The sequence below is a fragment of the Micromonospora sp. NPDC051296 genome (assembly GCF_040682255.1).
GTDB classification, from domain to species: Bacteria; Actinomycetota; Actinomycetes; order Mycobacteriales; family Micromonosporaceae; genus Micromonospora; species Micromonospora craterilacus.
In genome coordinates this window covers 1-23,254 of record NZ_JBFBAO010000030.1, presented here as the reverse complement: position 1 = coordinate 23,254, position 23,254 = coordinate 1, and the positions used below count along the sequence as shown (strand labels likewise).

Genomic DNA, 23,254 nt, shown 5'->3' with positions numbered 1-23,254 from the left:
GGAAGAGCTCGCCATCCTCGTCCTCATGTGGCCGTTCGCCGCGTTCAACAGCCAGTCAGGGATTGCCCACATCCACCACAGGGCACGCGAACTCACGGGGCGGTGGTTCGAGACACAAGGCTGAAAGCGCCGGCTGAACCCGACGCCGACCGTCGCTGAGGTCCCGGTTGCTCGACCAGATCACCTCGGCCACGACGATGATGAGCTGACCGACGATCGCGCTGGCCAAGCCCACCCGGGCGGCACGGCCGCAGCCACCGGCGTCGGCAAAGGCAAGAAGATCTCACCCCTGCCACTTCCAACGTATAGCGCACAGGGGGGCTTGCGGCAAGACCCGGGTCTTGTCGCAGAATCGGCGGCCGGATACAGCACCGACGAGGAAACCGGGGGGCACGACGTGGGTGCGTTGTCGATGTACCGAGGACGCGGCGACCTCGAACCGCTGATGAGATTCGCGGGTGCGCGCCGCCCGACCGCCTCGGAGGCATTGCAATGATCGAGCCGTACGTGTTGGATCTTCAAGAGGTCGACGAGACGCAGGTCGCGGTCGTTGGCGGCAAGGCCGCGCACCTGGGCGGGCTGTCGCGGATCGAAGACATCCACGTGCCGGCTGGGTTTTGTGTGACGACGGCCGCCTTCCGGCAGGTCATGGCGGAGGCGCCGTCGATCGACGATCGGCTCGCCCAACTGTCGCGCCTGAACCCGGATGACCGGGAGGCGATCCGCACGCTCAGCGCGGAGATCCGCCGGACCATCGAAGGGATTGCCATTCCGGGCGATCTGGCGGCGGCGATCACCCGCGCGCTCGCCCAGTTCGGCGAGCAAGCCGCCTACGCGGTGCGATCCAGCGCGACGGCGGAGGACATGCCGACGGCCTCCTTCGCGGGCCAGCAGGACACGTACCTGAACGTCGTGGGGCCGGAAACGATCCTCCAGTACCTCAGCCGGTGCTGGGCGTCGCTGTTCACCGAGCGGGCCGTGACCTACCGCCTGCGGAACGGCTTCGACCACCGGAGGGTCCAGATGGCCGTGGTCGTACAGCAGATGGTCTTCCCGGATGCGGCCGGCATCCTGTTCACGGCCGATCCCGTCACAGGCAACCGAAAGGTCGCCACCGTGGACGCCGGCTTCGGCCTCGGCGAGGCCCTGGTCTCCGGCCTGGTGAACCCGGACGTCTTCAAGGTGCGCGACGGCGAGGTCGTCGCCAAGACGGTCGTCGCCAAACAGCGTGCCGTGCACCCCCTGCCGGCCGGCGGGACGCAGGAAGTGGCGATCGACCCGCAGCGGCAGGAACAGCCGGCGCTGACGGATGCGCAGGTCGTGCGGCTGGTGCAGCTCGGGCGGCGGATCGAAGCGCATTTCGGCCGCCCGCAGGACATCGAATGGTGCCTGGTCGACGAGGACTTCCGGATCGTGCAGAGCCGGCCAATCACCACGCTGTTCCCTATCCCCGCGGCCCGGGACCGGGAGAACCACGTCTACCTCTCCGTCGGTCATCAGCAGATGATGACCGACCCCATGAAGCCACTGGGCCTCTCCGTGTGGCAGCTGACGGCCATGGCGCCGATGCACGAGGCCGGCGGGAGGCTGTTCGTCGACGTGACCCGACGCCTGGCCTCGCCCGCGAGCCGCGCCGGCCTCCTGGAGATGGCGGGGAGGTCCGATCCGCTGATCAGGGACGCGCTGGAGACCGTCCTCGACCGCCACGACTTCGTCCCGGCGCTCCCGGACGGCGGCCCCGGCGGACCCCCGGTCGGCGGCGCGGCCGCCCCGATCGAGACCGATCCGGCCATCGTCACCGAGCTGATCGAGCGCAGCCAGGCGTCCATCGCCGCCCTGCGGCGTGACGTCCGGACGAGGACCGGACCGGCGCTGTTCGACTTCCTGCTGGAGGCCTTCCAGGAGCACAAGCGGGCCCTCAGCGAGCCATTGAGCATCCAGGCGATCATGGCGGGGATGGAGGCCACCTGGTGGCTCAACGACCGGCTGCGGGAATGGCTCGGCGAGAAGAACGCGGCCGACATCCTCACGCTGTCCGCCCCCGGCAACGTCACGTCGGAGATGGGTCTGGCGCTGCTCGACGTCGCGGACGTGATCCGCCCGCATCCGGAGGTGGTGGCGTTCCTGCAAGGCGTCGAGAACGACGGCTTCCTGGACGAGCTGCCGAAGCTCGCGGGCGGGACCGAAGCGCGCGACGCCATCGAGGCCTACCTCGACCGGTACGGCATGCGCTGCGTCGGCGAGATCGACATCACGAGGCCGCGTTGGCGCGAACGCCCCACCACGCTCGTGCCCGTGATCCTCGACAACGTCAGGAACTTCGAGCCGGGCGCCGCCGAGCGGCGCTTCGAGCAAGGACGGCAGGAGGCGCAGAGGAAGGCGCAGGAGGTGCTCGAACGCCTGCGGGCACTGCCGGACGGGAAGCAGAAGGCCGACGAGACCAAGCGGATGATCGACCGGGTCCGGACCTTCATCGGCTACCGGGAGTACCCGAAGTACGGCATCGTCAGCCGCTACTTCGTCTACAAGCAGGCCCTGCTCGAAGAGGCCGAGCGCCTCGTGCAGGCCAACGTGCTCCCCGACAAGGAGGACGTCTTCTACCTCACGTTCAAGGAGCTCCACGACGTCGTACGCTCGAACCAGGTGGATGACAAGCTGATCCAGCAGCGCAAGGACGCGTTCCGGTCGTACCACGCGCTCACGCCGCCCCGGGTGCTGACATCGGATGGCGAGGTCATCGCCGGGGCGTACCGACGCGACGACCTGCCGGCCGGTGCCCTGATCGGCCTACCGGTCTCCGCCGGGACCATCGAAGGACGCGCCCGCGTCATCCTGGACATGGCCCAGGCTGATCTCGAACCGGGTGACATCCTCGTCACGGCCCACACGGACCCGAGCTGGACGCCCCTCTTCGTCGCCATCACAGGCCTGGTGACGGAGGTCGGAGGCTTGATGACACACGGCGCAGTGATCGCCCGGGAGTACGGCCTGCCGGCTGTCGTCAGCGTGGTAGATGCCACCCGGCTGATTCGGGATGGGCAGCGGATCCGCGTACACGGAAGCGACGGGTACGTCGAGATTCTGCCCTGACTGACCACCCACCGGCCCGCCACTCGCCGCCTTCCTCGTCGCCACGGTGTCGGGTCGACCGGCGGCGCGACTCGCAAGCCGCCGGTAGGGTGCTCCGGTCGCCCCGGCGGGCACGTCGCCCGCTCGTCACCGAACGGGTCGGTGAGAATGCGTGCAAGGGCCTTGACAGCAGGATGAGTCGCGCGCCTCAGGGCAGCGGGACGACGTAGGAGTCGACGCGGGCGATAAGCCCGCCGCGGAACGTGAACAGGTCGTTGAAGGCGAACCGGAATGGCCCGTGGTCGACGCTGGTGCCGTGGCCTTCGCCGGTGGTGACGACGACCGGGCCGTCCTCGTGGATACGCTGGATGTCGAGTTCGGGGCTGCCGGTGAACGCCGGGTTCTCGATCTCGCCGTCGAACTCCGCCTTGCCTCGGGTGGTCCGGTGGCCGTGGATGACCCACTCGACGTCGTCGGTCAGGGTCGCGAGGATTCGCGGGTGGTCGCTCGTCCGGAATCCTTCGAAGTACTCTGCGACGAGGTCGCGCTGGGTTTTTTGGGTCACGGTGTTCTCCGTTCTGGTGTGGCATCGCCCTGCTGCAGGTGTGCGGCGAGGGCGTCGAGAATCGAGGCGAGCCCGTCGGCTGCTTGGGCTGTCCGAAGCTCAGAGGCGGGCCAGCGCGGCGAGCTCTACGAGCTTGCCCTCCGCTCCATCGAGCAGGTCGATTTCCAGGTTTCGGCCGATCTCAGCGATTTTCTGGCCGAACCCGAGATGGCCGCCGAGTACGAGCGGATCGAGCGCCTGCTCACCGCGTAGGGACGGCCGCAGGCGACTCTCAACCGCTTCTGCCGCGGTCCGCTCGGGCCGGCGGCGCGGCCAACAGCTCAGGCCTGCTGACGCACGGCTCGCGTTCGGGTTTTCGTGAGTTTCCGGCGGGCGCTGGACCTGGGCACGGAGTGGCGCCGGTCCAGCGCCCAGTGATTTATCGCCAGGTCATGTCGATCTGGCGCTCGAAGGTGACGTAGCCGGCTCCGGCGAAGGCTGCCGCCATCGGCGTGTTGCCGACATCGGTGGCTGCCCGGATCCGCGGTACGTTCTGGGCTGCGAGCAGACTCGTACCCGTGGCCAGCACGTCGTGGATGTAGCCGTGGCCGCGGTGGGCGGGCAGCACCGCGAGGTACGCGATGATCGGGTTGTAGCCGTTGTGCGCCGGGATGACGAACCCGACTGGTTCTCCGTCCGGTAGCGTCGCGATCCGCCACCACTCGTGGGGGCTGGCGTAGCGTTCGAGTTCGTTGTGGTACTGCTCCTCAGCGGCCTGGCGGGCGGTCATGCGGGTCAGGTCGTCGCGACCGTGCCCGTCGAGCGTGCCGTCCAGCACGAGCGTCATCAGCTCGATCAACTCGCCCGCGTGGCGTACCGGCCGGAAGACGAGCCGCCCGCTGAGCTCGGGGATGGGCGTGCCGGGTCGCCATTCCAGACGCAGCCGTTCGACGAACAGTTTGGCTCCGACGCGTTCGAGTGCGCCCATCCGGTCGTCCACGGCCTGGCGCGTGTGTTGGTGGTTGCGCCAGTCCGCCGGGAGGAACCGGCCGTACTCCGGGGGTGTCGCGCCGGCCGGGACCACGGCGGGCAGTGCGGCCTCCAGCAACCGCACGCCCTCGTCGAGGTCACCGTCGATGTCGAAGATGTCCATCAACAGTGGGTGCTCGTCCCCGGCGCGCGACCACCATCCGGCCCGGGCCACGACGCGATCATCGCGCAGTGCGAGCCACAGCCAATGCGGGCGGCGGCGGCCGGCTGCCAGGTCATTGCCAATCTCGTCGTTGAGGACGTAAGGCAAACGGTTGAACAGGTCCAGCTCGTCAGGCCCGGTGATCGGGCGCAGGGTCAGGTCATGCTGGTGCAAGGTCAAGGCAAGCTCCGTCTGGAAGCGCCCCGTCCGCTCCGGGTTCCGCTCAACTGGTCACCCGGGAGGACACGAGCGCGGTGTGCGTGGCGTACATGGCTCAGCCCTCCTTCCTTGTCGGCTTCGGCCGCCAGTTCTACCGAGCGCCGCCGATGACCGCAACGCATTAACCAACAGCCCGGCAGCATGGGATGCAACGCTCAGCCGATCGGAGCGTTGCTCCCGGCTCATGGACGCCCCCGAACCGTGTCGCATCGGCGCGGGAGATGCCACCAGACGGTTCCGGTGAACCGGTCAGGAATCGAGAAGCCCTGGTCACGGGCTCCAACTAGCGTGACCACCACGGATGTCACCGGAGGGGGTCCCGATGAAGTGGAACAAGTGGGTTCGGCAGATCCACCGCTGGGTGTCCATTGCCTTTGTGGTGACGGTCGTCGTGGCGTTCGTCGCCGTCGGGCAGGCGGAGCCGGCCGAATGGGTGTTCTACCTGCCGCTGCTTCCGCTCGCCCTGCTCCTGCTCAGCGGCCTGTACCTGTTCGTGCTGCCGTACGCGAACAGGTGGCGTGGCGGTCGCCGCGCCGCCTAGCGGCGCCCGCCGCTCGGTGCCGGGCCGCCGAGCTGGCTGGCGAGCACTACCAGGAGTTCGAACCGGGCGGTGGGGTCGTCCAGGTCGGTGCCGTAGAGGTCGCGGAGGCGTTTGAGGCGGTAGCTGACCGTTTGCGGGTGGACGAACAGCTCGGCGGAGACCTCGGCACGTGATCCCCAGTGCCGCAGCCAGCTGTGCAGGGTCACCAGCAGGTTCTCCCGCTGCGTCGGGCGCAGGTCGGCCAGCGGCGCCAGCCGGCGGGCGGTGAGCACGGCCAGCGCGCCCGGCTCGCCGCGCAGGGTCAGCGGGATCAGGTGGTCGTCGACGAAGACCGGGCCCGGGTCGGGCCCGACCAGCCCGGCGGCCAGCTCGGCGAGGCGTGCCGCCGCCGGCACCTGCGGCCAGCCCAGCTCCGGGCCGACCACGGCCCACCGCCCGGCCAGCGCCTCGGTCAACGGGCCACGGGTCGCCCGGGGGCCGGCGCGCAGCAGCAGCACGGCGTCGCGTCCGCGCTCGATGACCAGGCCGTCGGCGCCGAACCGGAACCGCGCGTCGCGTGCCTGGTCCAGCGGCAGCAGTACGGGCACCACCGTGTCGAGGTCGGGCCAGCCGATCCGGCCCGCCGCCGCCTCGACGGCGCTGGGCATGCCGTCGCCGCGCAGCAGCAGCTCGGCGAGCTGGCGGCGGCGGTCACCCTCGCCGGCCTGCTCGCGCAGTTGGAGGGCGTACCCGTCGGTGGCCGCCGCGGCCAGTTCGTCGACGTACGCGGTGACCGCGTCGGACAGGCCCGTACGGCCATCGGGGCCCGCCCCGATCCGAGCCTCTCGCTGCGGGTCGCGGCCGCCGCAGCCGCCACCGGGCTGCCGATCGCCCGGGCCACCTGCGAGTGGCTGGCCGCGTACTGCCCGCCGCTGCCGACCCCCTGGCCGGCGGCGGCCCGGGCCGCCCTCACCACCCTGCTGGGCGCCGGCCCGGGTCTGATCCCGGCCTGGGAGACCTGCGACCGGTACGGGCTGATCGACGGCTGGCTGCCGGAATGGACCCGGCTGCGCAGCCTGCCCCAGCACAACCCGGTGCACCGGTTCACCCTCGACCGGCACCTGGTGCAGACCGCCTTCGAGGCGAGCCGGCACACCCGCGACGTGGACCGGCCCGACCTGCTGTTGCTCGGCGCGTTCCTGCACGACATCGGGAAGGGTCTCCCGGGCGACCATTCGACCGTCGGCGCGCCGATCGCGGAGGCGATCGCCACCCGGATCGGCCTGCCCGCGGTGGAGGCGGCGCTGATCGGCAAGCTGGTCCGGCTGCACCTGCTGCTGCCCGAGGTGGCCACCCGCCGGGATCTCGCCGATCCGGTCACCATCGCCCGGGTCGCCGAGGCGGTCGGCGACGCGACCACCCTCGACCTGCTGCACGCGCTGGTCCGCGCCGACGCCGCCGCCACCGGGCCGGCCGCCTGGTCGGACTGGAAGGGGCGGTTGATCGCCGAGCTGGTCGCCCGGGTCCGGACCACGCTCGACACCGGTGCCGTCCCGGAGCCGCCGGCACCGGAACCAGCGCTGGTGGCGGGACCGCTGCCGGTCGTACACCTGACCGGGGACCGGGTGGCGGTGGCTGCGGCGGACCGGCGGGGGCTGCTGGCGACGGTGGCCGGCTGCCTGGCCCTGCACCGGCTGGAGGTACTCGCCGCCGACGCGTCGACGGTGGACGGCCGGGCCCTTGTCGAGTGCCGGGTGCAACCGCGTTACGGGCTGTCGCCGGATCCGGTGGCGCTCAGCGCCGACCTGCGCCGCGCGGTCGGCGGCGACGTGTCGGTGACCCAGCGGCTCCGTGGCCGGGCCCTGGCCGCACGGGGGGCCGGGGCCGAGCCGCGGGTGGTCTGGCACCGTGACGCCGCCACCGACGCGGTGCTGCTGGAGCTGCGCGCCGCCGACGCCGCCGGCCTGTTGTACCGGGTGACCAGCGCGCTGGACGCCGCCGGTGCCCAGGTCCGGGCGGCCCGGATCGCCACCCTCGGCGGCGACGTGGTGGACGCGTTCTACCTCGTCGGCTCGTGGCCCTCCGACGCCGAGCGCGACCGGCTGGAGGCGGCCGTCCTCGCCGCGGTGTAAGGAAGGGCCCCTTATTAACGCCTCCGGTAGTAAAGGGTCCCCCTCTTAACGCCGGCATACGTAGCGGAGCGTAGGCGCGATGCCGCTCGGCGGGCGACGTGCGCCGCCCCTCGCGCCGGCACGCTCGGGGCATGAAACCGCCAGTGCAGACTGAAGGACTCAGCAAACGGTACGGCGGCCTGACCGCCGTGCAGGATCTCGACCTGACCGTCCGGGCCGGCGAGGTGTACGGCTTCCTCGGCCCCAACGGTGCCGGCAAGACCACCACGCTGCGGATGCTGCTCGGCCTGATCCGCCCGACGAGCGGGAAGGTACGCGTGTTCGGCGCGCGCCCCGGCGAACCGGGCCACCTGCGCAGCGTCGGGGCGTTGATCGAGGGCCCGGCGTTCTATCCGTACCTGTCCGGCCGGGACAACCTGCGGCTGCTCGCGCGGCACGCGGGAACCGGAGCGCACCGGGTGCCGGTCGTGCTCGACCTGGTCGACCTGACCGACCGGGCGGGCGACCGGTACGCGGCCTACTCGCTGGGGATGAAGCAGCGGCTGGGCGTGGCGGCGGCGCTGCTCAAGGACCCCAGGTTGCTGATCCTCGACGAGCCGACCAACGGCCTGGACCCGGCCGGCATGGCCGACATGCGCGCGTTGATCCGGCGGCTCGGCGCGGGCGGCTGCACGGTGCTGCTCTCCAGTCACCTGCTCGGCGAGGTGCAGCAGATCTGCGACCGGGTCGGAGTCATCTCGAAGGGCCGGCTGGTCGCCGAGAGTTCGGTGGCCGAACTGCGCGGCACCGCGGCGCTGCGGGTGGTGGCCGAACCGGTGGACCGGGCCGCGGGGCTGGCCCGCGCGCTGCTCGGCGACGACCGGGTACGGGTGGTGGACGGTGCCCTTGAGCTGGCTGTCGCGCCGGAGCGGGCGTCCGCCATCAACGCCGCACTGGTCGACGCCGGGGTCGCGGTCAGCGAGCTGCGGCTGCGCGAACGTGACCTGGAGGACGTGTTTCTGGAGCTGACCTCGGGAGGGCTGACCCATGCTGCGTAGCTGGCAGGCAGAGATGATCAAGCTGGCCAAGCGGCCGGCCGCGTGGCTGCTGCTCGTCCTCGCGCTGCTGCTCGCCCTGCTGTTCACCTACCTCTTCCCGTACGCCAGCTATGCCGGCGGCACCGAGGGGCCGAACAGCGACCGGACCCTGCCGATGCTGTTGCCCGATCAGCTGGTCGGGAATTCGCTGGGCGGGCTGCCGGTCTTCCTCGGGGCGATCGTGTTGATCCTCGGCGTGCTCACCGTTGGCGGCGAGTACGGCTGGGGCACCTGGAAGACCCTGTTGACCCAGGGGCCGACCCGGCTGGCCGCGTACGGCGGCAAACTGTTGACACTGGCCGTGGCCGCGCTGGTGATCGTCGCCGCCCTGTTCGCCACCGGCGCTGCGACCAGCGTGGTGATCGCGAGCGTCGAGTCCCAGCCGGTCGCCTGGCCGTCGCTGGCGGACCTGGCCACCGGGCTCGGTGCCGGCTGGCTGATCGCCACCATGTGGGCGGCGCTCGGCGCACTGCTCGCCATCGCGCTGCGCGGGGTGGCCCTGCCCATCGGGCTCGGCCTGGTGTGGCTGCTGGCCGTCCAGAACCTGCTCGCCGTCATCGCCGCGCCACTGCTCGACTGGGTGGCCGAGGCGCAGAAGGGGCTGCCCGGTCCCAACGCCGGCTCGCTGGCGGCGGCGCTCGGAGCCACCGGCGACACGCCCGGGGTCGCGGCGGTGGTCGGCGGCGGCCAGTCCGCGCTGGTGATCGCCGGCTATCTGGTGGCATTTGTCGCCGTGGGCGGGCTGTTGCTGCACCGACGTGACATCGTCTGACGACATGAAGGCGCGGCGGCCGGCGCCAGCCGGCGAACCCGGGCCCTTGGCGGGTGGCCGCCCCGGGCGTCCGGCCCCGGCCGCCCAGCCGTGGGTGGTGCGGCTGAGGAGCCCCCTGTTCGACCTGGGTCTGGCTCTGCTCATGGTGCTGTTCGGGCTGTTCGGCACCGCCCCGGCGGGCGCCGATCAGCCGGGCACCGTCCCGCCCGACGGCCGGGCGTACGCCCTCGTGGTGACGGCGGCGCTGGCGCTGGCCGCCCGTCGTCGCTGGCCGTTGGCCACGCTGGCGGTCACCGCCGGGGCCACCTCGGCGTTTCTGGTACTCGGCCACGCGCCCGGGCCGATCCTCATCTCCCTCTTCATCGCCGTCTACACCGTGGCGGCGTACCGGCCGGTCCGGCCGGCGGCGGTCGCGGCCGGAGCGGCACTGGTGGCCGTGCTGACGCATGTCTTCGTCTCGGCCGGCACCACGGCGGGCCTGGCCGGCGTGGGACCCGGCGCGGCCTGGGTCGTGGTGCCGTTCGCGGTCGGGGTGACCGTCCGGGTCAACCGGGAGGCCACGGCGCGCAACCGCGCCGAGCAGTCCCGCAAACTGGCCGACGAGGAACGGCTGCGGATCGCGCAGGAGGTGCACGACGTGGTGGGGCACGGGCTGGCCGCGATCTACATGCAGGCCGAGATCGCCCTCCACCTGCTGCCCAGGCGACCCGAACAGGCGGAGACGGCGCTGACCGCGATCAGCCGGACCAGCCGCGAGGCGCTGGACGAGCTGCGGGTGACGCTCGCGGTGGTCCGCCGGGGCGACGACCGGCGGCCCACGCCCGGCCTCGGGCAGCTGGATCAACTGCGCGACCGGCTGGCCGGGGCGGGGCTGCCGGTGACCGTCGAGGTGACCGGCGAGCCGCGGGACCTGCCGACCGCGGTGGACCTGGCCGGCTACCGGGTGGCGCAGGAATCGTTGACCAACGTGCTGCGGCACGCCGGTTCGGCCACCGCGACGGTCCGGATCGGCTACGCCCCGACGGAGGTGACGGTGGAGGTGACCGACACCGGGCCCCGGCCAGGTGCCGCCGGTGCCCGGCCCGGCCCGGTATCCCGCCCCGGCGGAGCGCCGGCAACGGACGGGCACGGCCTGGCCGGCATGCGGGAGCGGGTCGCCGCGCTCGGCGGTGAGTTCGCGGCCGGGCCGCGCCCCGAGGGCGGCTTCCGGGTGTACGCCCGCCTGCCGGTGGAGGCGCGGTCATGATCCGGGTGCTGATCGCCGACGACCAGGATCTGATCCGGGTCGGGCTGCGTGCCCTGGTGGAGAGCGAGGACGACCTCGCGGTGGCCGGCGAGGCGGCCGATGGGGTGGCCGTCGTCGAACTGGCCCGGCGGGTACGCCCCGACGTGGTGCTGATGGATGTCCGGATGCCGGGCGTCGACGGGATCGAGGCGACCCGGCGGATCGTCGCCGACCCGGAGCTGGCCGGCACCCGGGTCATCGTGCTGACCACGTTCGAGCTGGACGAGTACGTCTTCGACGCGCTGCGGCACGGGGCCAGCGGCTTCCTCACCAAGGACACCCGGCCGGCCGAGCTGCTGCGGGCGATCCGGCTGGTCGCCGAGGGGGAGGCGCTGCTCTCGCCGTCGGTGACCCGGCGGGTGGTCCGGGAGTTCGCCACCCGGCCGGCCCGGGTGCCCCGCCCGCACCCCCGTCTCGGCACCCTCACCGATCGGGAACGGGAGGTGGTGGGGCTGGTCGGCGAGGGGCTGAGCAACGGCGAGATCGCCGAACGGCTGGTGCTGAGCCCGGCCACCGCGCGTACCCACGTCAGCCGGGCCATGGTGAAGCTGGGCGCCCGGGACCGGGCGCAACTGGTGGTCTTCGCGTACCAGTCGGGGCTGGTCGGGTCGTGACCGGCCGGCGCGGCGGGTCCGCCGGCGCGGGTCCGACCCGCCCGCGTCGGCGGAGGGCATGGCGGGGCCGGGTCGGGCGCGCGGCGGCGGGCTACGCTAGCGGTGGGCTGGCCGACACCTGCCCGGCCGTACTGTGCCCGCCGAAGACGACAAACGGGATGTTCGCGTGTTTGACACCTTGAGTGACCGCCTCTCCGGGATCTTCACCAAGCTCCGTGGCAAGGGACGTCTCACCGACGCCGACATCGACGCGACCGCGCGCGAGATCCGCCTCGCGCTGCTGGAGGCCGACGTCGCCCTGCCGGTCGTCAAGGGCTTCATCGCGAACGTCAAGGAGCGGTCCCGCGGGGCGGAGGTCTCCCAGGCGCTCAACCCGGCCCAGCAGATCATCAAGATCGTCAACGAGGAGCTGGTCGCCGTCCTCGGCGGCGAGGGGCGCCGGCTCCAGTTCGCCAAGCAGCCGCCGACCGTGATCATGCTCGCCGGCCTCCAGGGCTCCGGCAAGACCACCCTCGCCGGCAAGCTGGCCCGCTGGCTCAAGGCCCAGGGGCACCAGCCGCTGCTGGTCGCCGCCGACCTCCAGCGCCCCAACGCCGTCGGGCAGCTCCAGGTGCTCGGTGGCCGCGCCGGCGTCGAGGTGTACGCCCCGGAGCCGGGCAACGGCGTCGGTGACCCGGTGCAGGTGGCGAAGGCGTCGATCGAGCACGCCCGGCGGGCCGCCCGTGACGTCGTCATCGTCGACACCGCCGGCCGGCTCGGCATCGACGCGGAGATGATGCAGCAGGCCGCCGACATCCGCGACGCGGTCGACCCGGACGAGGTCATCTTCGTCATCGACGCGATGGTCGGCCAGGACGCGGTGCGTACCGCCGAGGCGTTCCGCGACGGGGTGGGCATCACCGGCGTGGTGCTCTCCAAGCTCGACGGCGACGCCCGGGGTGGTGCCGCGCTGTCGGTCCGTGAGGTGACCGGGCAGCCGATCCTGTTCGCCTCCACCGGCGAGAAGCTGGAGGACTTCGACGTCTTCCACCCCGACCGGATGGCCAGCCGGATCCTCGGCATGGGCGACGTTCTCACTCTGATCGAGCAGGCCGAGGCGGCCTTCGACACCGATCAGAAGGAGAAGATGACCGCCAAGCTGATGGGCGGCGAGCAGTTCACCCTGGAGGACTTCCTCGACCAGCTCATCGCGGTGCGCCGGATGGGGCCGATCGCCAACGTGCTGGCCATGATGCCGGGCATGGGGCAGGTCAAGGACCAGCTCGCCGAGCTGGACGACAAGCACTTCGACCGGATCACCGCGATCATCCGGTCGATGACCCCGGCCGAGCGCACCAACCCGAAGATCATCAACGGTTCCCGGCGGGCCCGGATCGCCAACGGTTCGGGCGTCACCGTGATGGACGTCAACCAGCTGCTCAACCGCTTCACCGACGCGCAGAAGATGATGAAGCAGATGGGCGGCATGATGGGCCTGCCCGGCGGCCGGCGCAAGGCGACCAAGTCACCGAAGAACAAGCGCAAGGGCACCAAGGGCGGCGGTCGGCCGCGTACCGGCGCCGGGATGCCGGGTGGCTTCCCGGGTGGCATGCCGCAGCTGCCGCCGGGCATGAGCCCGGACGACCTGGCCGCCGGTCAGGGGCTCCCGCCGGGCTTCAAACTGCCGAAGATCGACTTCAACAAGCTCGGCAAGGGCGGCCAGCCGCCCCGCTGAGCGTGTTGGTGACGGTGGGTGGCATCGCCGGCGCTTAGGGTGATGCCCGCCCCTGGAAGGAGGAGTCATGACCGTGGCCCCCACGCTACCCATCCCGCCCGAACGGTCGGAGTGGACGGTCGACGACCTCGGCGACCTGCCGGAGGACCTTCCGTACGAACTGGTCAACGGAAGGTTGATCGTGCCGTCGCCGACCGCACTGCATCAGGATCTCTGTGTTGAGATTCTGCTCGCGCTCAGAGTCAACTGTCCGCCCGAGTACCTGGTCAGCATCGACCTGTCGATGCGGATCGACCGGCGCAACGAACCCCGGCCCGACGTGGTCGCCATCCGCCGTGAGCACGCGAACCGCTCGCCCGTCCCGGTCGAGGACGCGCTGCTGGCCGTCGAGGTCATCTCGCCCACCTCGACCTTCCGCGACCTGTACGACAAGGCCAAGGTCTACGCCCACGCCGGGGTGCGTACGTACTGGGTGGTCGACCCGCTGCACGACAAGATGACCCTGACCGAGTACGCCCTCAGCCCGAGCGGCGAGTACGAGGTCGTTGCCCACACCGAGGACCTCTTCGTCACCGAGCGACCCTGGAAGGTGTCGGTCGACCTGCCGGCGCTGACCGCCCGGCGGGCGGGGCTTCTGGCGCGCGACGGGGAGTGATCGGGTAGGACTGTGCGCATGGCTCTGCATGTGCGCGGTGTACTTCTGCCCGACGACGAGGTCCGGGATCTGTGGCTGGTCGGCGACCGGGTGACCTTCGACCCGGTGCCCGGGGCGGAGACGGTGGCCGACGGCGGCTTCATCCTGCCGGGTCTGGTGGACGCGCACTGCCACATCGGCATCGCCCGGGGCGGTGCCCCGGTCACCTCGCTGGACCAGGCGCGCGAGTTGGCCCGTACCGACCGGGACGCGGGCGTCCTCGCGATCCGGGACGCCGGCTCGCCCTTCCCGTACCCGGAACTGGACGACGAGCCCGACCTGCCGCGCCTGGCCCGCGCCGGCCGACACGTCGCGCCCCCGAAGCGGTACCTGCGCGACATCGGCGTGGAGGTCGGCGCGGCCGAGGTTGCCGCGACCGTGGCGGCGCAGGCCGCCGCCGGCAACGGTTGGGTCAAGCTGGTCGGGGACTGGATCGACCGGGGCGTCGGTGACCTGGCGCCGGCGTGGGACGCGGACACGATGGCCGCCGCGGTGGCCGCCGCGCACGCCGCCGGGGTACGCGCCGCCGTGCACACCTTCAGCGAGTCGGCGGTGGAGATCATGGTGCGGGCCGGGGTGGACTCGGTCGAGCACGGCACCGGCCTGAGCCTGGACCTGGTCGACCTGATGGCCCGGCAGGGCACCGCGCTGGTCCCCACGATGATCAACATTCAGACCTTCGGCGCCATCGCCGACCAGGCCCGGCCCAGGTTCCCCGGGTACGCCGACCACATGCTCGCCCTGCGCGACCGCTTCCCCGAGGTGGTGCGGGCCGCGTACGAGGCGGGGGTGCCGATCTACGTGGGCACCGACGCGGGCGGCGGCATCAATCACGGCCTCGCCGTCGAGGAGATGCTGCTGCTGCACGAGCAGGCCGGCATGTCCACCATGGACGTCCTCGCCGCCGCCTCCTGGGGCGCCCGCGCCTGGCTGGGCTTCCCCGGCCTGGTCGAGGGCGGCCTGGCCGACCTCGCCATCTACCCCGAAGACCCCCGCAAGGACCTGAACGCTCTCCGCACCCCCACCCGCCTGATCCTCCGCGGCCACCCGGTGCCCCGTTGACCATGACGTTGTTGCCGCGACACGCCGGCACGCGAGGCAACAACTTCATGATCGACCGGGAAGGCGGGGTGGGAGCGGGCCGGTGCATCGGGGGGTGAATAGGATGTGCCGTTATGGCGCGCGTGCTCACTCCCCGTGCGGAGGACTTTCCCCGCTGGTACCAGGACCTCATCGCCAAGGCGAAGCTGGCCGACAACGGGCCGGTGCGGGGGACCATGGTGATCCGACCGGCTGGCTATGCCATCTGGGAGCGGATGCAGGCCGAGATGGACGACCGGATCAAGGCGGCCGGCGCGGAGAACGCGTACTTCCCGCTGTTCATCCCGGAGAGCTACCTCAAGCGCGAGGCCGAGCACGTCGAGGGCTTCTCGCCGGAGCTGGCGGTGGTCACCCACGGTGGCGGCAAGCAGTTGGCCGAGCCGGTCGTGGTGCGCCCCACCAGCGAGACGGTGATCGGCGAGTTCATGGCCAAGTGGATCGACTCGTACCGGGACCTGCCGCTGCTGCTCAACCAGTGGGCCAACGTGGTCCGCTGGGAGCTGCGGCCCCGGATCTTCCTGCGGACCAGCGAGTTCCTCTGGCAGGAGGGGCACACCGCGCACGCCACCCGCGCCGACGCCCGCGCCTACGCCCGCAAGATCCTGCACGAGGCGTACGAGGACCTGATGGTCAACGTGCTCGGCATCCCGGTGGTGGTCGGGCTCAAGACCGCCCGGGAACGCTTCGCCGGGGCGACCGCCACCTACACCTGCGAAGGCATGATGGGTGACGGCAAGGCCCTGCAACTGGGCACCAGCCACGAACTCGGGCAGAACTTCGCCAAGGCGTTCGACATCAGCTACTCCTCGGCCGAGGGCGGCCGGGAGCACGCCTGGACGACCTCCTGGGGCACCTCCACCCGGATGCTGGGCGGCCTGATCATGTGCCACGGCGACGACAACGGGCTGCGGGTGCCGCCGCGCCTGGCGCCGGTGCAGGCGTACGTCATGGTGGTCAAGGACGGCGACGGCGTCGCCGAGGCGGCGGCCAAGCTCCGCGACGCGCTGCGCGACGCCGGCGTCCGGGTCGCCCTTGACGACCGCACCGACACCCCGTTCGGCCGCCGGGCCGTCGACGCCGAGCTGCGCGGCTACCCGGTACGCGTCGAGGTCGGCCCCCGCGACCTGGCCGCCGGCAACGCGGTCGTGGTCCGGCGTACGGACGGCTCGAAGGCTCCCACGCCGGTGGCGGACGTGGTCGGCGCGGTGCTCGCCGCACTGGAGACCGACCAGCAGACCCTGCACGACCAGGCCCTGGCCTTCCGCCAGTCGCGCACGGTCGACGTGGCGACGCTGGACGAGGCGATCGAGGCGGCGGCCACCGGCTGGGCCCGGGTGCCGTGGTCGGCGGTCGGCGTCGAGGGCGAGGCGAAGGCCAACGGGCAGGGCGTCACCGTCCGCTGCCTGCTGCGCGCCGACGGCTCGGTGCCCGACACCGAGGACGAAGCCGACCTCACCGCCATCCTCGCCCGCGCCTACTGAGGTGCAAGGAAGGGCCCCTTCTTAACGCCTCCGGTAGAGCAGGGGCCCCTTCTTAACGCCTGGTCAGGGGCAGACGGGCGGGTGTCGTGGCGGCGGCGGGTTCGCGGGTGGCCGGTAGGGTCGGGGCGTGAGGTTCGAGCCGGGCCGGTTGGTCATGCACCGCAATGTGCGACGGGGGCGGATCGGGTGGGTCCGGCCCGCCCGGGTGGTCAGCGACGACGAGCGGGGTCTGCTGCTCTGGGTCGCCGAGGGGTCGCCGGTGGCCAGCGAGGTGACCGAGGCCGGGCTGGGCATGCGCGCGGTGCCGTTCACCGAGTGGATCACCTCGACGTACCAGCTCGCGCAGAGCCGGTGGAACGGTCCGCCGCTGTTGAAGTTCCTGCCCACCGGTGCAGCGCACTCCGTCTGGTGGTTCCGCGACGCGCACGGCCGCTTCGTCGGTTGGTACGTCAACCTGGAGGAGCCCGGCGTCCGCTGGGACGACGGCGGGCTGGCCGGGGTCGACATGGTGGACCAGGATCTCGACGTGCTGGTCCGCCCGGACCGCAGCTGGGAGTGGAAGGACGAAGGGGAGTTCGTCGAGCGGCTGGCCTTCCCGGAGCACTACTGGGTGGCCGACGAGGCGGCCGTCCGGGCCGAGGGGAAGCGGGTGATCGCGGTTGCCGAGGCCGGCGCGTTCCCGTTCGACGGCACCTGGTGCGATTTCACCCCGCCGCCGCAGTGGGTCGCGCCCGAGTTGCTGCCCGACGGCTGGGACCGGCCGCCGGCCCGCTGAGCCTGTGTCTTCGGTCACGTTCCGGACGCGACGGGTGACCCGGGCCGGTCCGGTGTGAGAGATCCGGGGCGGATCTGGCAGAATGGCTGGCTGGTATCCGGCGCGTGCCCGGCGCCCTCTAACCCGGGCGCGTCGCCAGTCCACCCGAGCGGTCTCCGGCCCAACCCCACTGTGCCGGTTGGCGCTCACCCGTGCACACCGCCCATGTTGGGCCGGTGAGATCGCAACAGGAGCGAAACAACCGTGGCCGTAAAGATCCGGCTCCTGCGGATGGGCAAGATCCGCAACCCGCAGTACCGCATCGTCGTCGCCGACTCGCGCACCAAGCGCGACGGCCGGGCGATCGAGTTTGTCGGGATCTACCAGCCGAAGGAGGACCCTTCGGTGATCGAGGTCAAGTCGGAGCGGGTCCAGTACTGGCTGTCCGTCGGCGCCCAGCCGAGCGAGGCGGTGCAGCGGCTGCTGGAGCTGACCGGTGACTGGCAGAAGTTCAAGGGTCTGCCGGCCCCGCCGCCGCTGAAGGTCGCCGCCGAGCGGGCCGACCGCAAGGCCGCCTACGAGGCCGAGGCGAAGGCTGCCGCCGGCCTGGCCGAAACCCCGGCCAAGCCGGCGAAGAAGGCCGCCAAGGCGGCCGAGGCCGAGGCGCCCAAGGCCGAGGCTCCGAAGGCCGAGGAGCCGGCCGCTGCGGACTCCGGCGAGCAGGCCTGACATGGCGCTGCGGCCGGCGTTGGAGCACCTGGTCAAGGGCATCGTCGACCACCCCGACGACGTGCGCGTCCGGTTGGTCGACTCCCGTCGGGGCAAGCGGCTGGAGGTCCGCGTGCACCCCGAGGATCTGGGCACCGTGATCGGGCGGTCCGGCCGGACCGCCAAGGCGCTGCGCCAGGTGATCGGCTCCATCGGTGGGCGCGGCGTGCGCGTCGACATCGTCGACTCGTACTGATGCAGCTCATCGTCGGCCGGATCGGCAAGCCGCACGGCATCCGCGGTGAGGTCACCGTGGAGGTGCGTACCGACGAGCCCGAAGCGCGGTTCGCCCCCGGCATGGTGTTGCGCACCATGTCGGGGGCGAACACCCGCGGCGGGCAGAACCCGCCCGCCGGCCCCGGCGTGCCGTTCGAGGTGCCCCACGAGTTGACCGTGGAGTCGGCCCGCTGGCACCAGGGGCGGCTGCTGGTCGCCTTCGAGGGGGTGCTGGACCGCGACGTCGCGGAGGCGCTGCGCAACACCCTGGTCGCGGTGGACAGCGCCGACGTCACTCCGCCGGAGGATCCGGAGGAGTTCCACGATCACCAGCTGGTGGGGTTGGCCGTGGTCACCCCGGCCGGCGAGCGGTTGGGCGAGGTGGCCCGGATCGACCACGCCCCCGCCTCCGACCTGCTGGTGCTGCGGCGCCCCGAGGGGCGTACCGCGTTGATCCCGTTCGTCAAGGCGATCGTCCCCGAGGTCGATCTCGCTGGTGGTCGCGTCGTGGTCGACCCGCCCGGCGGCCTGCTCGACCTCTGACCCGCGGAGCACCCCTGATGCGCGTCGACATCGTGTCGATCTTCCCGGAGTACTTCGCCCCGCTGGATCTGTCGCTGATCGGCAAGGCCCGGGCCAACGGCACGTTGCGGCTGGCCGTACACGATCTGCGTAGCTGGACCCACGATGTGCACCGCACCGTCGACGACACCCCGTACGGCGGGGGGCCCGGCATGGTGATGCGGCCCGAGCCGTGGGGTGAGGCGCTGGACGCCTTCGCCCCGGCCGAGCTGACCCCGCCGCGGTTGCTGGTGCCGTCCCCGGCCGGCGTGCCGTTCAGCCAGGCGTTGGCGCACGAACTGGCCGCCGAGCCGCACCTGCTGTTCGCCTGCGGCCGGTACGAGGGGATCGACCAGCGGGTGCTCGACCACGCCGTCACCCGGATGCCGGTCACCGAGGTCAGCCTCGGCGACTACGTGCTCTTCGGCGGCGAGGTCGCGGTGCTGGTGATCCTTGAGGCGGTGACCCGGCTGCTGCCCGGGGTGCTCGGCAACGCCGGCTCGCTCACCGAGGAGTCGCACGCGCACGGGCTGCTGGAGGCGCCGATGTACACCAAGCCGGCGACCTGGCGAGGGCTGGACGTGCCGGAGGTGCTCCGCTCCGGCGACCACGGCCGGATCGCCCGCTGGCGCCGGGACGAGGCGCTGGCCCGGACCGGCCACCGCCGGCCCGACATGCTCACCGCACTCGACCCGGAGAGCTTGGACAAACGGGACGTCGCGGCGTTGGACCGGGCCGGATTTCAGGTGCCCGGACCGGATGTGGCAAAGTAGGGGGGTTGCCGCAGTCGTCTGCGCCGCGGACGGCTGCGAGGATCCCCGACCGGGGTCGGTTCCGGCCGGCCGCCACCCGGTGATCAGTATCACCCATCCGCGCGCCGATTGACGGTGCGCCGTGAGCCTCACGAGGACACAGCGATGAACATCCTGGACGCCCTTGACGCCCAGTCGAAGCGCACCGACCTTCCCGACTTCCGTGCCGGTGACACCGTCAAGGTGCACGCTCGGGTCGTCGAGGGCAACCGGTCCCGGGTCCAGATCTTCCAGGGCGTCGTCATCCGCCGCCAGGGCGACGGGCTGCGTGAGACCTTCACCGTCCGCAAGCTCAGCTTCGGTGTCGGTGTCGAGCGGACCTACCCGGTCAACAGCCCGGCGATCGACCGGATCGAGGTCGTGACCCGCGGTGACGTCCGCCGCGCCAAGCTCTACTACCTGCGTGAGCTGCGGGGCAAGAAGGCCAAGATCAAGGAGCTGCGCGAGAAGCAGCCGAGCTGAGCTCGCGCTGCGCCACGCCGCCCAGGCTGCGCGTATGTCGTACTGGCCAGACCGCACTACCCTGGTCGTACGGGCGCAGCGGGGCGGTGACCCGCCTGGCGTGGCGGGTGACCTCCACTACCGCCCGGGGAGTCTCGACGAGACTTCCGGGCGGTAGTCGTTTCTGCGGACCGGGGAGTGGGCGTGGTACAGGCGCTTGACGACAGCGGCGCGGTCGATCCGTGGCGGCGACGCTCCCGGCGCAGCAAGCCGCAGATGCCGCTCTGGCAGGAACTGCCGTTGCTGCTCATCGTCGCCTTCTGCCTCGCGGTGCTGATCCGCACCTTCCTGCTCCAGGCGTTCTTCATCCCCTCCGGGTCGATGGAGGACACCCTGCTCGTCGGTGACCGGGTGCTGGTCAACAAGGTCGTCTACAACGTGCGGGACCCGGAGCGCGGCGAGGTGGTGGTCTTCCGGGGCACCGACAAGTGGGTTCCGCAGGTCGACGCGCAGCCGCCCACGGGTTTCGCCGACAAGCTCGGCCGCACCGTCGGCGACCTGGTCGGCGTGAGCCGCCCCGGCGAGAAAGACTTCATCAAGCGCGTCATCGGGCTGCCCGGCGACCGGGTGAGCTGCTGTGACGACCAGGGGAGGGTGCTGGTCAACGGCACCCCGCTGGACGAGTCGGCGTACGTCCTGCGGGACTCGCCGCTGGACCTCCCGCCGAACCCGAACGAGTGCCGGTCCCGGCGGTTCGAGGAGATCGTGGTCCCACCCGGCCAGATGTTCGTGCTCGGCGACCACCGGCTGGTCTCGCAGGACGCCCGCTGCCAGGGCACGGTGCCGATCGACAACGTGGTGGGGCGGGCGTTCGCGGTGGTCTGGCCGTCCAGCCGCTGGCACTCGCTGCCGGTGCCCGAGACGTTCGCCAACGTCGCCCCGCCGGCCACGGCCACCGGTGGTGCCGCCCCGCCGGTACGACCCACGCCCGACGGGGGTGTCGTCCTGCTTCTCCCGGTTGCGGCGGCGCTATCCGCTCTCGCGCGTTCCGGACGGTGGCGCCAAGCTGGGCAACGTAGGCTCCTTCCGTGATTGACGAGCAGACCGACAAGTCGCGCCATTCCTTCTGGAAGGAACTTCCCATCCTCCTCGGGGTGGCGATCGTGGTCGCGGTACTGGTACGCGCCTTCGTACTGCAGACCTTCTTCATTCCCTCGCCGTCCATGGAGAACACTCTCCAGATCGACGATCGGGTGCTGGTCAACAAGCTGGTGTACAACTTCCGGTCACCGCACCGCGGTGAGGTGATCGTCTTCAAGGCGCCGGTGGAGTGGAGTGGCAACCCCTCCGGAGAGGACTTCATCAAGCGGGTGATCGGCGTCGGTGGTGACCGGGTGGTCTGCTGCGACGACCAGGACCGCCTGGTGATCAACGGTACGTCGCTGGACGAGCCGTACATCTACTCGGTGGACGGCCACCGGGACAAGCCGGCGGACCAGGAGTTCGACATCGTCGTGCCCGACGGTCGGCTCTGGGTCATGGGTGACCACCGCTCCGCCTCCGGCGACTCCCTGGAGCACTACCAGCAGTCCGGGCAGAGCATCACCTCGGCCACCATCGCGGAGAAGGAGGTCGTGGGGCGGGCGTTCACGATCTTCTGGCCGGTCGGCCGGGCCACCCTGCTGTCCGTGCCCGAGCAGTTCGACGCGATCCCCAAGCCCTGACCGGAGTCGCCGGTGGCGTTGGGGGCGTGGGCGTTGTCGCCGGCGTCTGGCAGTCTGGTGCGGTGACGGTCTACACCCCGAGGCGCGCCGCCCGCGTGCTCCTGGTCGACGCGGCCGGCCGGTTGCTGCTGTTCCGCGGCTTCGACCCGGCCCGTCCGGCGCACGGGCGCTGGTGGTTCACCCCCGGCGGTGGCCTGGACCCGGGTGAGACGTACGCCGAGGGCGCGGCGCGTGAGCTGGCGGAGGAGACCGGGTTGAGACTGGCCGTGCCGGACGTCGGCGTGCCGGTCCACACCGACGTGACGGAGTTCTCGTTCGACGGCGTGTGGTACCGCCAGGAGCAGCAGTTCTTCCTGGTGCGGGTGGCGGCGCACGAGGTCGACACGACCGGCTTCAGCGATGTCGAGCGGGGCAGCGTCGACGACCACCGGTGGTGGTCGGCGGAGGAGTTGGGCAGCACCGACGAACGGTGCTACCCGGCGGACCTGCCGGCGGTGCTGGCCCGTGCGCTGGCCGGTGACCCGGCTGCGGCCCGGGGCGCGGCATGCTGACGCCGCCGCGCACCGTGGTACGCCGCGAGGCGGGGCTCTACGCGCTGGAGCGGGCCCTGCAACGGCGCGGCTTCCGGTACGTCGCCGGGGCCGACGAGGCCGGCCGGGGGGCCTGCGCCGGGCCGCTGGTGGCGGCCGCCGCAGTGCTGCCGGAGGGGCGGCGTGGCGAGATCGACGGCCTGGCCGACTCCAAGCTGCTCACCCCGGCCAGTCGGGAGCGGATCCACGACGAGGTCGTCGCGCGGGCCCTGGCGTACGCGGTGGTGGTCATCCCGGCCGAGGAGGTCGACGCCCGCGGGCTGCACGTGTGCAACCTGGCCGCCATGCGACGGGCGCTGGCCTCGCTGACCGTCCGGCCGGAGTACGTGCTGACCGACGGGTTCGGCGTCGACGGCCTGGACGTGCCCGGCCTGGCGGTGTGGAAGGGCGACCGGGTGGCTGCCTGCGTGGCGGCGGCGAGCGTGCTGGCCAAGGTCACCCGGGATCGGATCATGGTGGATCTGGACGCCGAGCATCCCGGCTACGGCTTCGCCGAGCACAAGGGGTACATCACGGCGGAGCACACCGCGGCGCTACGCGAACGCGGACCGTGCCGGGAGCACCGGTTCTCCTATGTCAACGTGGCCGCCGTTTCCGGTCGGGACGACCGCCCGGCCCGCTCGCGACGACCGCTCGGCGCAAGCCCGGACGAGCCGATGGGGCGCTCGGGCGCCGCAGGGGGTACCGTCGGCGTGGCGTTGGGCGAGCAGCCTCGGCCTCCGGCGCCGGTGGGGGAAGATGTGGTCATGGAAGGCGGAGTGCGATGAGCGCGGAAGATCTCGAGAAGTACGAGACCGAGATGGAGCTCCAGCTCTACCGGGAGTACCGCGACATCGTCCGCCAGTTCTCGTACGTGGTGGAGACCGAGCGCCGGTTCTACCTGGCCAACCAGGTCGACCTGCACGTGCGCAACTCCGACGGCGAGGTCTACTTCGAGGTCGAGATGCACGACGCCTGGGTCTGGGACAGCCCTGC

24 protein-coding genes and 2 pseudogenes are annotated in these 23,254 nt (G+C 71.7%); 23 read left to right on the top strand and 3 right to left on the bottom strand.

Annotated elements, in window-relative coordinates:
• Window positions 1-492 precede the first annotated feature (492 nt).
• Window positions 493-3,090, top strand: a complete 2,598-nt coding sequence (gene rph, locus AB0M52_RS05660; protein WP_363949319.1) for a rifamycin-inactivating phosphotransferase — start codon at window positions 493-495, stop codon at window positions 3,088-3,090.
• Window positions 3,091-3,277: 187 nt separating this feature from the next.
• Here the strand turns inward: rph and AB0M52_RS05655 are convergent, their stop codons facing one another.
• Window positions 3,278-3,634: a nuclear transport factor 2 family protein gene (locus AB0M52_RS05655; protein ID WP_363949316.1), complete on the bottom strand. Its 357-nt coding sequence runs from the start codon at window positions 3,632-3,634 to the stop codon at window positions 3,278-3,280.
• Window positions 3,635-3,652: 18 nt separating this feature from the next.
• Here AB0M52_RS05655 and AB0M52_RS05650 point away from each other — a divergent pair, with 18 nt between their 5' ends.
• The gene (locus AB0M52_RS05650) at window positions 3,653-3,886 is read left to right on the top strand and encodes a hypothetical protein (protein WP_363949313.1); all 234 of its coding nucleotides are present in this window, start codon (window positions 3,653-3,655) and stop codon (window positions 3,884-3,886) included.
• Window positions 3,887-4,052: 166 nt separating this feature from the next.
• On the opposite strand, the gene AB0M52_RS05645 is transcribed toward AB0M52_RS05650, so the two are convergent.
• On the bottom strand, window positions 4,053-4,985 hold the full coding sequence (locus AB0M52_RS05645; RefSeq protein ID WP_363949311.1) for a GNAT family N-acetyltransferase: 933 nt from the start codon (window positions 4,983-4,985) through the stop codon (window positions 4,053-4,055).
• A 361-nt stretch (window positions 4,986-5,346) separates the two neighbouring features.
• Between AB0M52_RS05645 and AB0M52_RS05640 the strand changes: the two genes are divergently transcribed.
• Window positions 5,347-5,565, top strand: a complete 219-nt coding sequence (locus AB0M52_RS05640; protein ID WP_363949308.1) for a hypothetical protein — start codon at window positions 5,347-5,349, stop codon at window positions 5,563-5,565.
• On the opposite strand, the gene AB0M52_RS05635 is transcribed toward AB0M52_RS05640, so the two are convergent.
• A complete protein-coding gene (locus AB0M52_RS05635) occupies window positions 5,562-6,212 on the bottom strand; it encodes a helix-turn-helix domain-containing protein (RefSeq protein ID WP_363949305.1) in 651 nt (216 codons plus the stop codon). The genes AB0M52_RS05640 and AB0M52_RS05635 overlap by 4 nt on opposite strands.
• Before the next feature lie 138 nt (window positions 6,213-6,350).
• Between AB0M52_RS05635 and AB0M52_RS05630 the strand changes: the two are divergent.
• From AB0M52_RS05630 to AB0M52_RS05535, 20 genes and pseudogenes are all read left to right on the top strand, one after another.
• A pseudogene (locus AB0M52_RS05630) lies at window positions 6,351-7,676 on the top strand (HD domain-containing protein); the annotation flags it as partial.
• Between the two features lie 131 nt (window positions 7,677-7,807).
• Window positions 7,808-8,713: an ABC transporter ATP-binding protein gene (locus AB0M52_RS05625; RefSeq protein WP_363949302.1), complete on the top strand. Its 906-nt coding sequence runs from the start codon at window positions 7,808-7,810 to the stop codon at window positions 8,711-8,713.
• On the top strand, window positions 8,703-9,524 hold the full coding sequence (locus tag AB0M52_RS05620) for an ABC transporter permease (RefSeq protein ID WP_363949299.1): 822 nt from the start codon (window positions 8,703-8,705) through the stop codon (window positions 9,522-9,524). Before AB0M52_RS05625 ends, AB0M52_RS05620 begins: the two co-directional genes overlap by 11 nt.
• Before the next feature lie 97 nt (window positions 9,525-9,621).
• A complete protein-coding gene (locus tag AB0M52_RS05615) occupies window positions 9,622-10,770 on the top strand; it encodes a sensor histidine kinase (protein WP_363949297.1) in 1,149 nt (382 codons plus the stop codon).
• Complete coding sequence (locus AB0M52_RS05610) at window positions 10,767-11,423, top strand: response regulator transcription factor (RefSeq protein ID WP_363949295.1); 657 nt, start codon at window positions 10,767-10,769, stop codon at window positions 11,421-11,423. The genes AB0M52_RS05615 and AB0M52_RS05610 overlap by 4 nt, the downstream gene beginning before the upstream one ends.
• A gap of 166 nt (window positions 11,424-11,589) precedes the next feature.
• Window positions 11,590-13,137 (top strand): signal recognition particle protein, encoded by a 1,548-nt coding sequence (ffh, locus tag AB0M52_RS05605; protein ID WP_111213660.1) that lies wholly within the window; start codon window positions 11,590-11,592, stop codon window positions 13,135-13,137.
• A 67-nt stretch (window positions 13,138-13,204) separates the two neighbouring features.
• Complete coding sequence (locus AB0M52_RS05600) at window positions 13,205-13,792, top strand: Uma2 family endonuclease (RefSeq protein WP_363949291.1); 588 nt, start codon at window positions 13,205-13,207, stop codon at window positions 13,790-13,792.
• 18 nt (window positions 13,793-13,810) lie between these two features.
• The gene (locus tag AB0M52_RS05595) at window positions 13,811-14,893 is read left to right on the top strand and encodes an amidohydrolase family protein (protein WP_363949288.1); all 1,083 of its coding nucleotides are present in this window, start codon (window positions 13,811-13,813) and stop codon (window positions 14,891-14,893) included.
• Window positions 14,894-15,006: 113 nt separating this feature from the next.
• Window positions 15,007-16,413, top strand: a complete 1,407-nt coding sequence (gene proS, locus AB0M52_RS05590; protein WP_363949286.1) for a proline--tRNA ligase — start codon at window positions 15,007-15,009, stop codon at window positions 16,411-16,413.
• A gap of 127 nt (window positions 16,414-16,540) precedes the next feature.
• On the top strand, window positions 16,541-17,188 hold the full coding sequence (locus AB0M52_RS05585) for a DUF402 domain-containing protein (protein WP_363949284.1): 648 nt from the start codon (window positions 16,541-16,543) through the stop codon (window positions 17,186-17,188).
• Between the two features lie 243 nt (window positions 17,189-17,431).
• Complete coding sequence (gene rpsP / locus AB0M52_RS05580) at window positions 17,432-17,896, top strand: 30S ribosomal protein S16 (protein ID WP_363949281.1); 465 nt, start codon at window positions 17,432-17,434, stop codon at window positions 17,894-17,896.
• Window positions 17,871-18,131, top strand: coding sequence for an RNA-binding protein (locus AB0M52_RS05575; protein WP_350680397.1), 261 nt, complete (start codon window positions 17,871-17,873; stop codon window positions 18,129-18,131). Before rpsP ends, AB0M52_RS05575 begins: the two co-directional genes overlap by 26 nt.
• Window positions 18,131-18,694 carry a ribosome maturation factor RimM gene (rimM, locus tag AB0M52_RS05570; RefSeq protein WP_363949278.1) on the top strand — a complete coding sequence of 188 codons (564 nt, stop codon included), beginning with the start codon at window positions 18,131-18,133 and terminating at the stop codon, window positions 18,692-18,694. Before AB0M52_RS05575 ends, rimM begins: the two co-directional genes overlap by 1 nt.
• Window positions 18,695-18,711: 17 nt before the next feature.
• Complete coding sequence (trmD, locus tag AB0M52_RS05565) at window positions 18,712-19,485, top strand: tRNA (guanosine(37)-N1)-methyltransferase TrmD (RefSeq protein ID WP_363949275.1); 774 nt, start codon at window positions 18,712-18,714, stop codon at window positions 19,483-19,485.
• A gap of 144 nt (window positions 19,486-19,629) precedes the next feature.
• Complete coding sequence (gene rplS, locus AB0M52_RS05560; protein WP_363949272.1) at window positions 19,630-19,986, top strand: 50S ribosomal protein L19; 357 nt, start codon at window positions 19,630-19,632, stop codon at window positions 19,984-19,986.
• Window positions 19,987-20,169: 183 nt separating this feature from the next.
• Window positions 20,170-21,044 (top strand): annotated as a pseudogene (lepB, locus tag AB0M52_RS05555) (signal peptidase I).
• A 9-nt stretch (window positions 21,045-21,053) separates the two neighbouring features.
• Window positions 21,054-21,689, top strand: a complete 636-nt coding sequence (lepB, locus tag AB0M52_RS05550; protein ID WP_363949270.1) for a signal peptidase I — start codon at window positions 21,054-21,056, stop codon at window positions 21,687-21,689.
• Between the two features lie 62 nt (window positions 21,690-21,751).
• A complete protein-coding gene (locus AB0M52_RS05545) occupies window positions 21,752-22,240 on the top strand; it encodes an NUDIX domain-containing protein (RefSeq protein WP_363949267.1) in 489 nt (162 codons plus the stop codon).
• The gene (locus AB0M52_RS05540) at window positions 22,234-23,046 is read left to right on the top strand and encodes a ribonuclease HII (protein ID WP_363949265.1); all 813 of its coding nucleotides are present in this window, start codon (window positions 22,234-22,236) and stop codon (window positions 23,044-23,046) included. The genes AB0M52_RS05545 and AB0M52_RS05540 overlap by 7 nt, the downstream gene beginning before the upstream one ends.
• Window positions 23,043-23,254, top strand: a 212-nt coding sequence (locus AB0M52_RS05535) for a DUF2469 family protein (RefSeq protein ID WP_363949262.1), incomplete at its 3' end; no start/stop codon positions are given. The genes AB0M52_RS05540 and AB0M52_RS05535, both read left to right, overlap by 4 nt.

What these genes read in the sequence shown, in the direction of transcription:
- rplS (WP_363949272.1), top strand. Translation starts at nt 19,630, where the DNA reads ATGAACATCCTGGACGCCCTTGACGCCCAGTCGAAGCGCACCGACCTT.
- AB0M52_RS05635 (WP_363949305.1), bottom strand. Translation starts at nt 6,212, where the DNA reads ATGCCCAGCGCCGTCGAGGCGGCGGCGGGCCGGATCGGCTGGCCCGAC.
- rimM (WP_363949278.1), top strand. Translation starts at nt 18,131, where the DNA reads ATGCAGCTCATCGTCGGCCGGATCGGCAAGCCGCACGGCATCCGCGGT.
- AB0M52_RS05595 (WP_363949288.1), top strand. Translation starts at nt 13,811, where the DNA reads ATGGCTCTGCATGTGCGCGGTGTACTTCTGCCCGACGACGAGGTCCGG.
- AB0M52_RS05610 (WP_363949295.1), top strand. Translation starts at nt 10,767, where the DNA reads ATGATCCGGGTGCTGATCGCCGACGACCAGGATCTGATCCGGGTCGGG.
- proS (WP_363949286.1), top strand. Translation starts at nt 15,007, where the DNA reads ATGGCGCGCGTGCTCACTCCCCGTGCGGAGGACTTTCCCCGCTGGTAC.
- trmD (WP_363949275.1), top strand. Translation starts at nt 18,712, where the DNA reads ATGCGCGTCGACATCGTGTCGATCTTCCCGGAGTACTTCGCCCCGCTG.
- AB0M52_RS05600 (WP_363949291.1), top strand. Translation starts at nt 13,205, where the DNA reads ATGACCGTGGCCCCCACGCTACCCATCCCGCCCGAACGGTCGGAGTGG.
- AB0M52_RS05620 (WP_363949299.1), top strand. Translation starts at nt 8,703, where the DNA reads ATGCTGCGTAGCTGGCAGGCAGAGATGATCAAGCTGGCCAAGCGGCCG.
- AB0M52_RS05640 (WP_363949308.1), top strand. Translation starts at nt 5,347, where the DNA reads ATGAAGTGGAACAAGTGGGTTCGGCAGATCCACCGCTGGGTGTCCATT.
- AB0M52_RS05625 (WP_363949302.1), top strand. Translation starts at nt 7,808, where the DNA reads ATGAAACCGCCAGTGCAGACTGAAGGACTCAGCAAACGGTACGGCGGC.
- rph (WP_363949319.1), top strand. Translation starts at nt 493, where the DNA reads ATGATCGAGCCGTACGTGTTGGATCTTCAAGAGGTCGACGAGACGCAG.
- AB0M52_RS05540 (WP_363949265.1), top strand. Translation starts at nt 22,234, where the DNA reads ATGCTGACGCCGCCGCGCACCGTGGTACGCCGCGAGGCGGGGCTCTAC.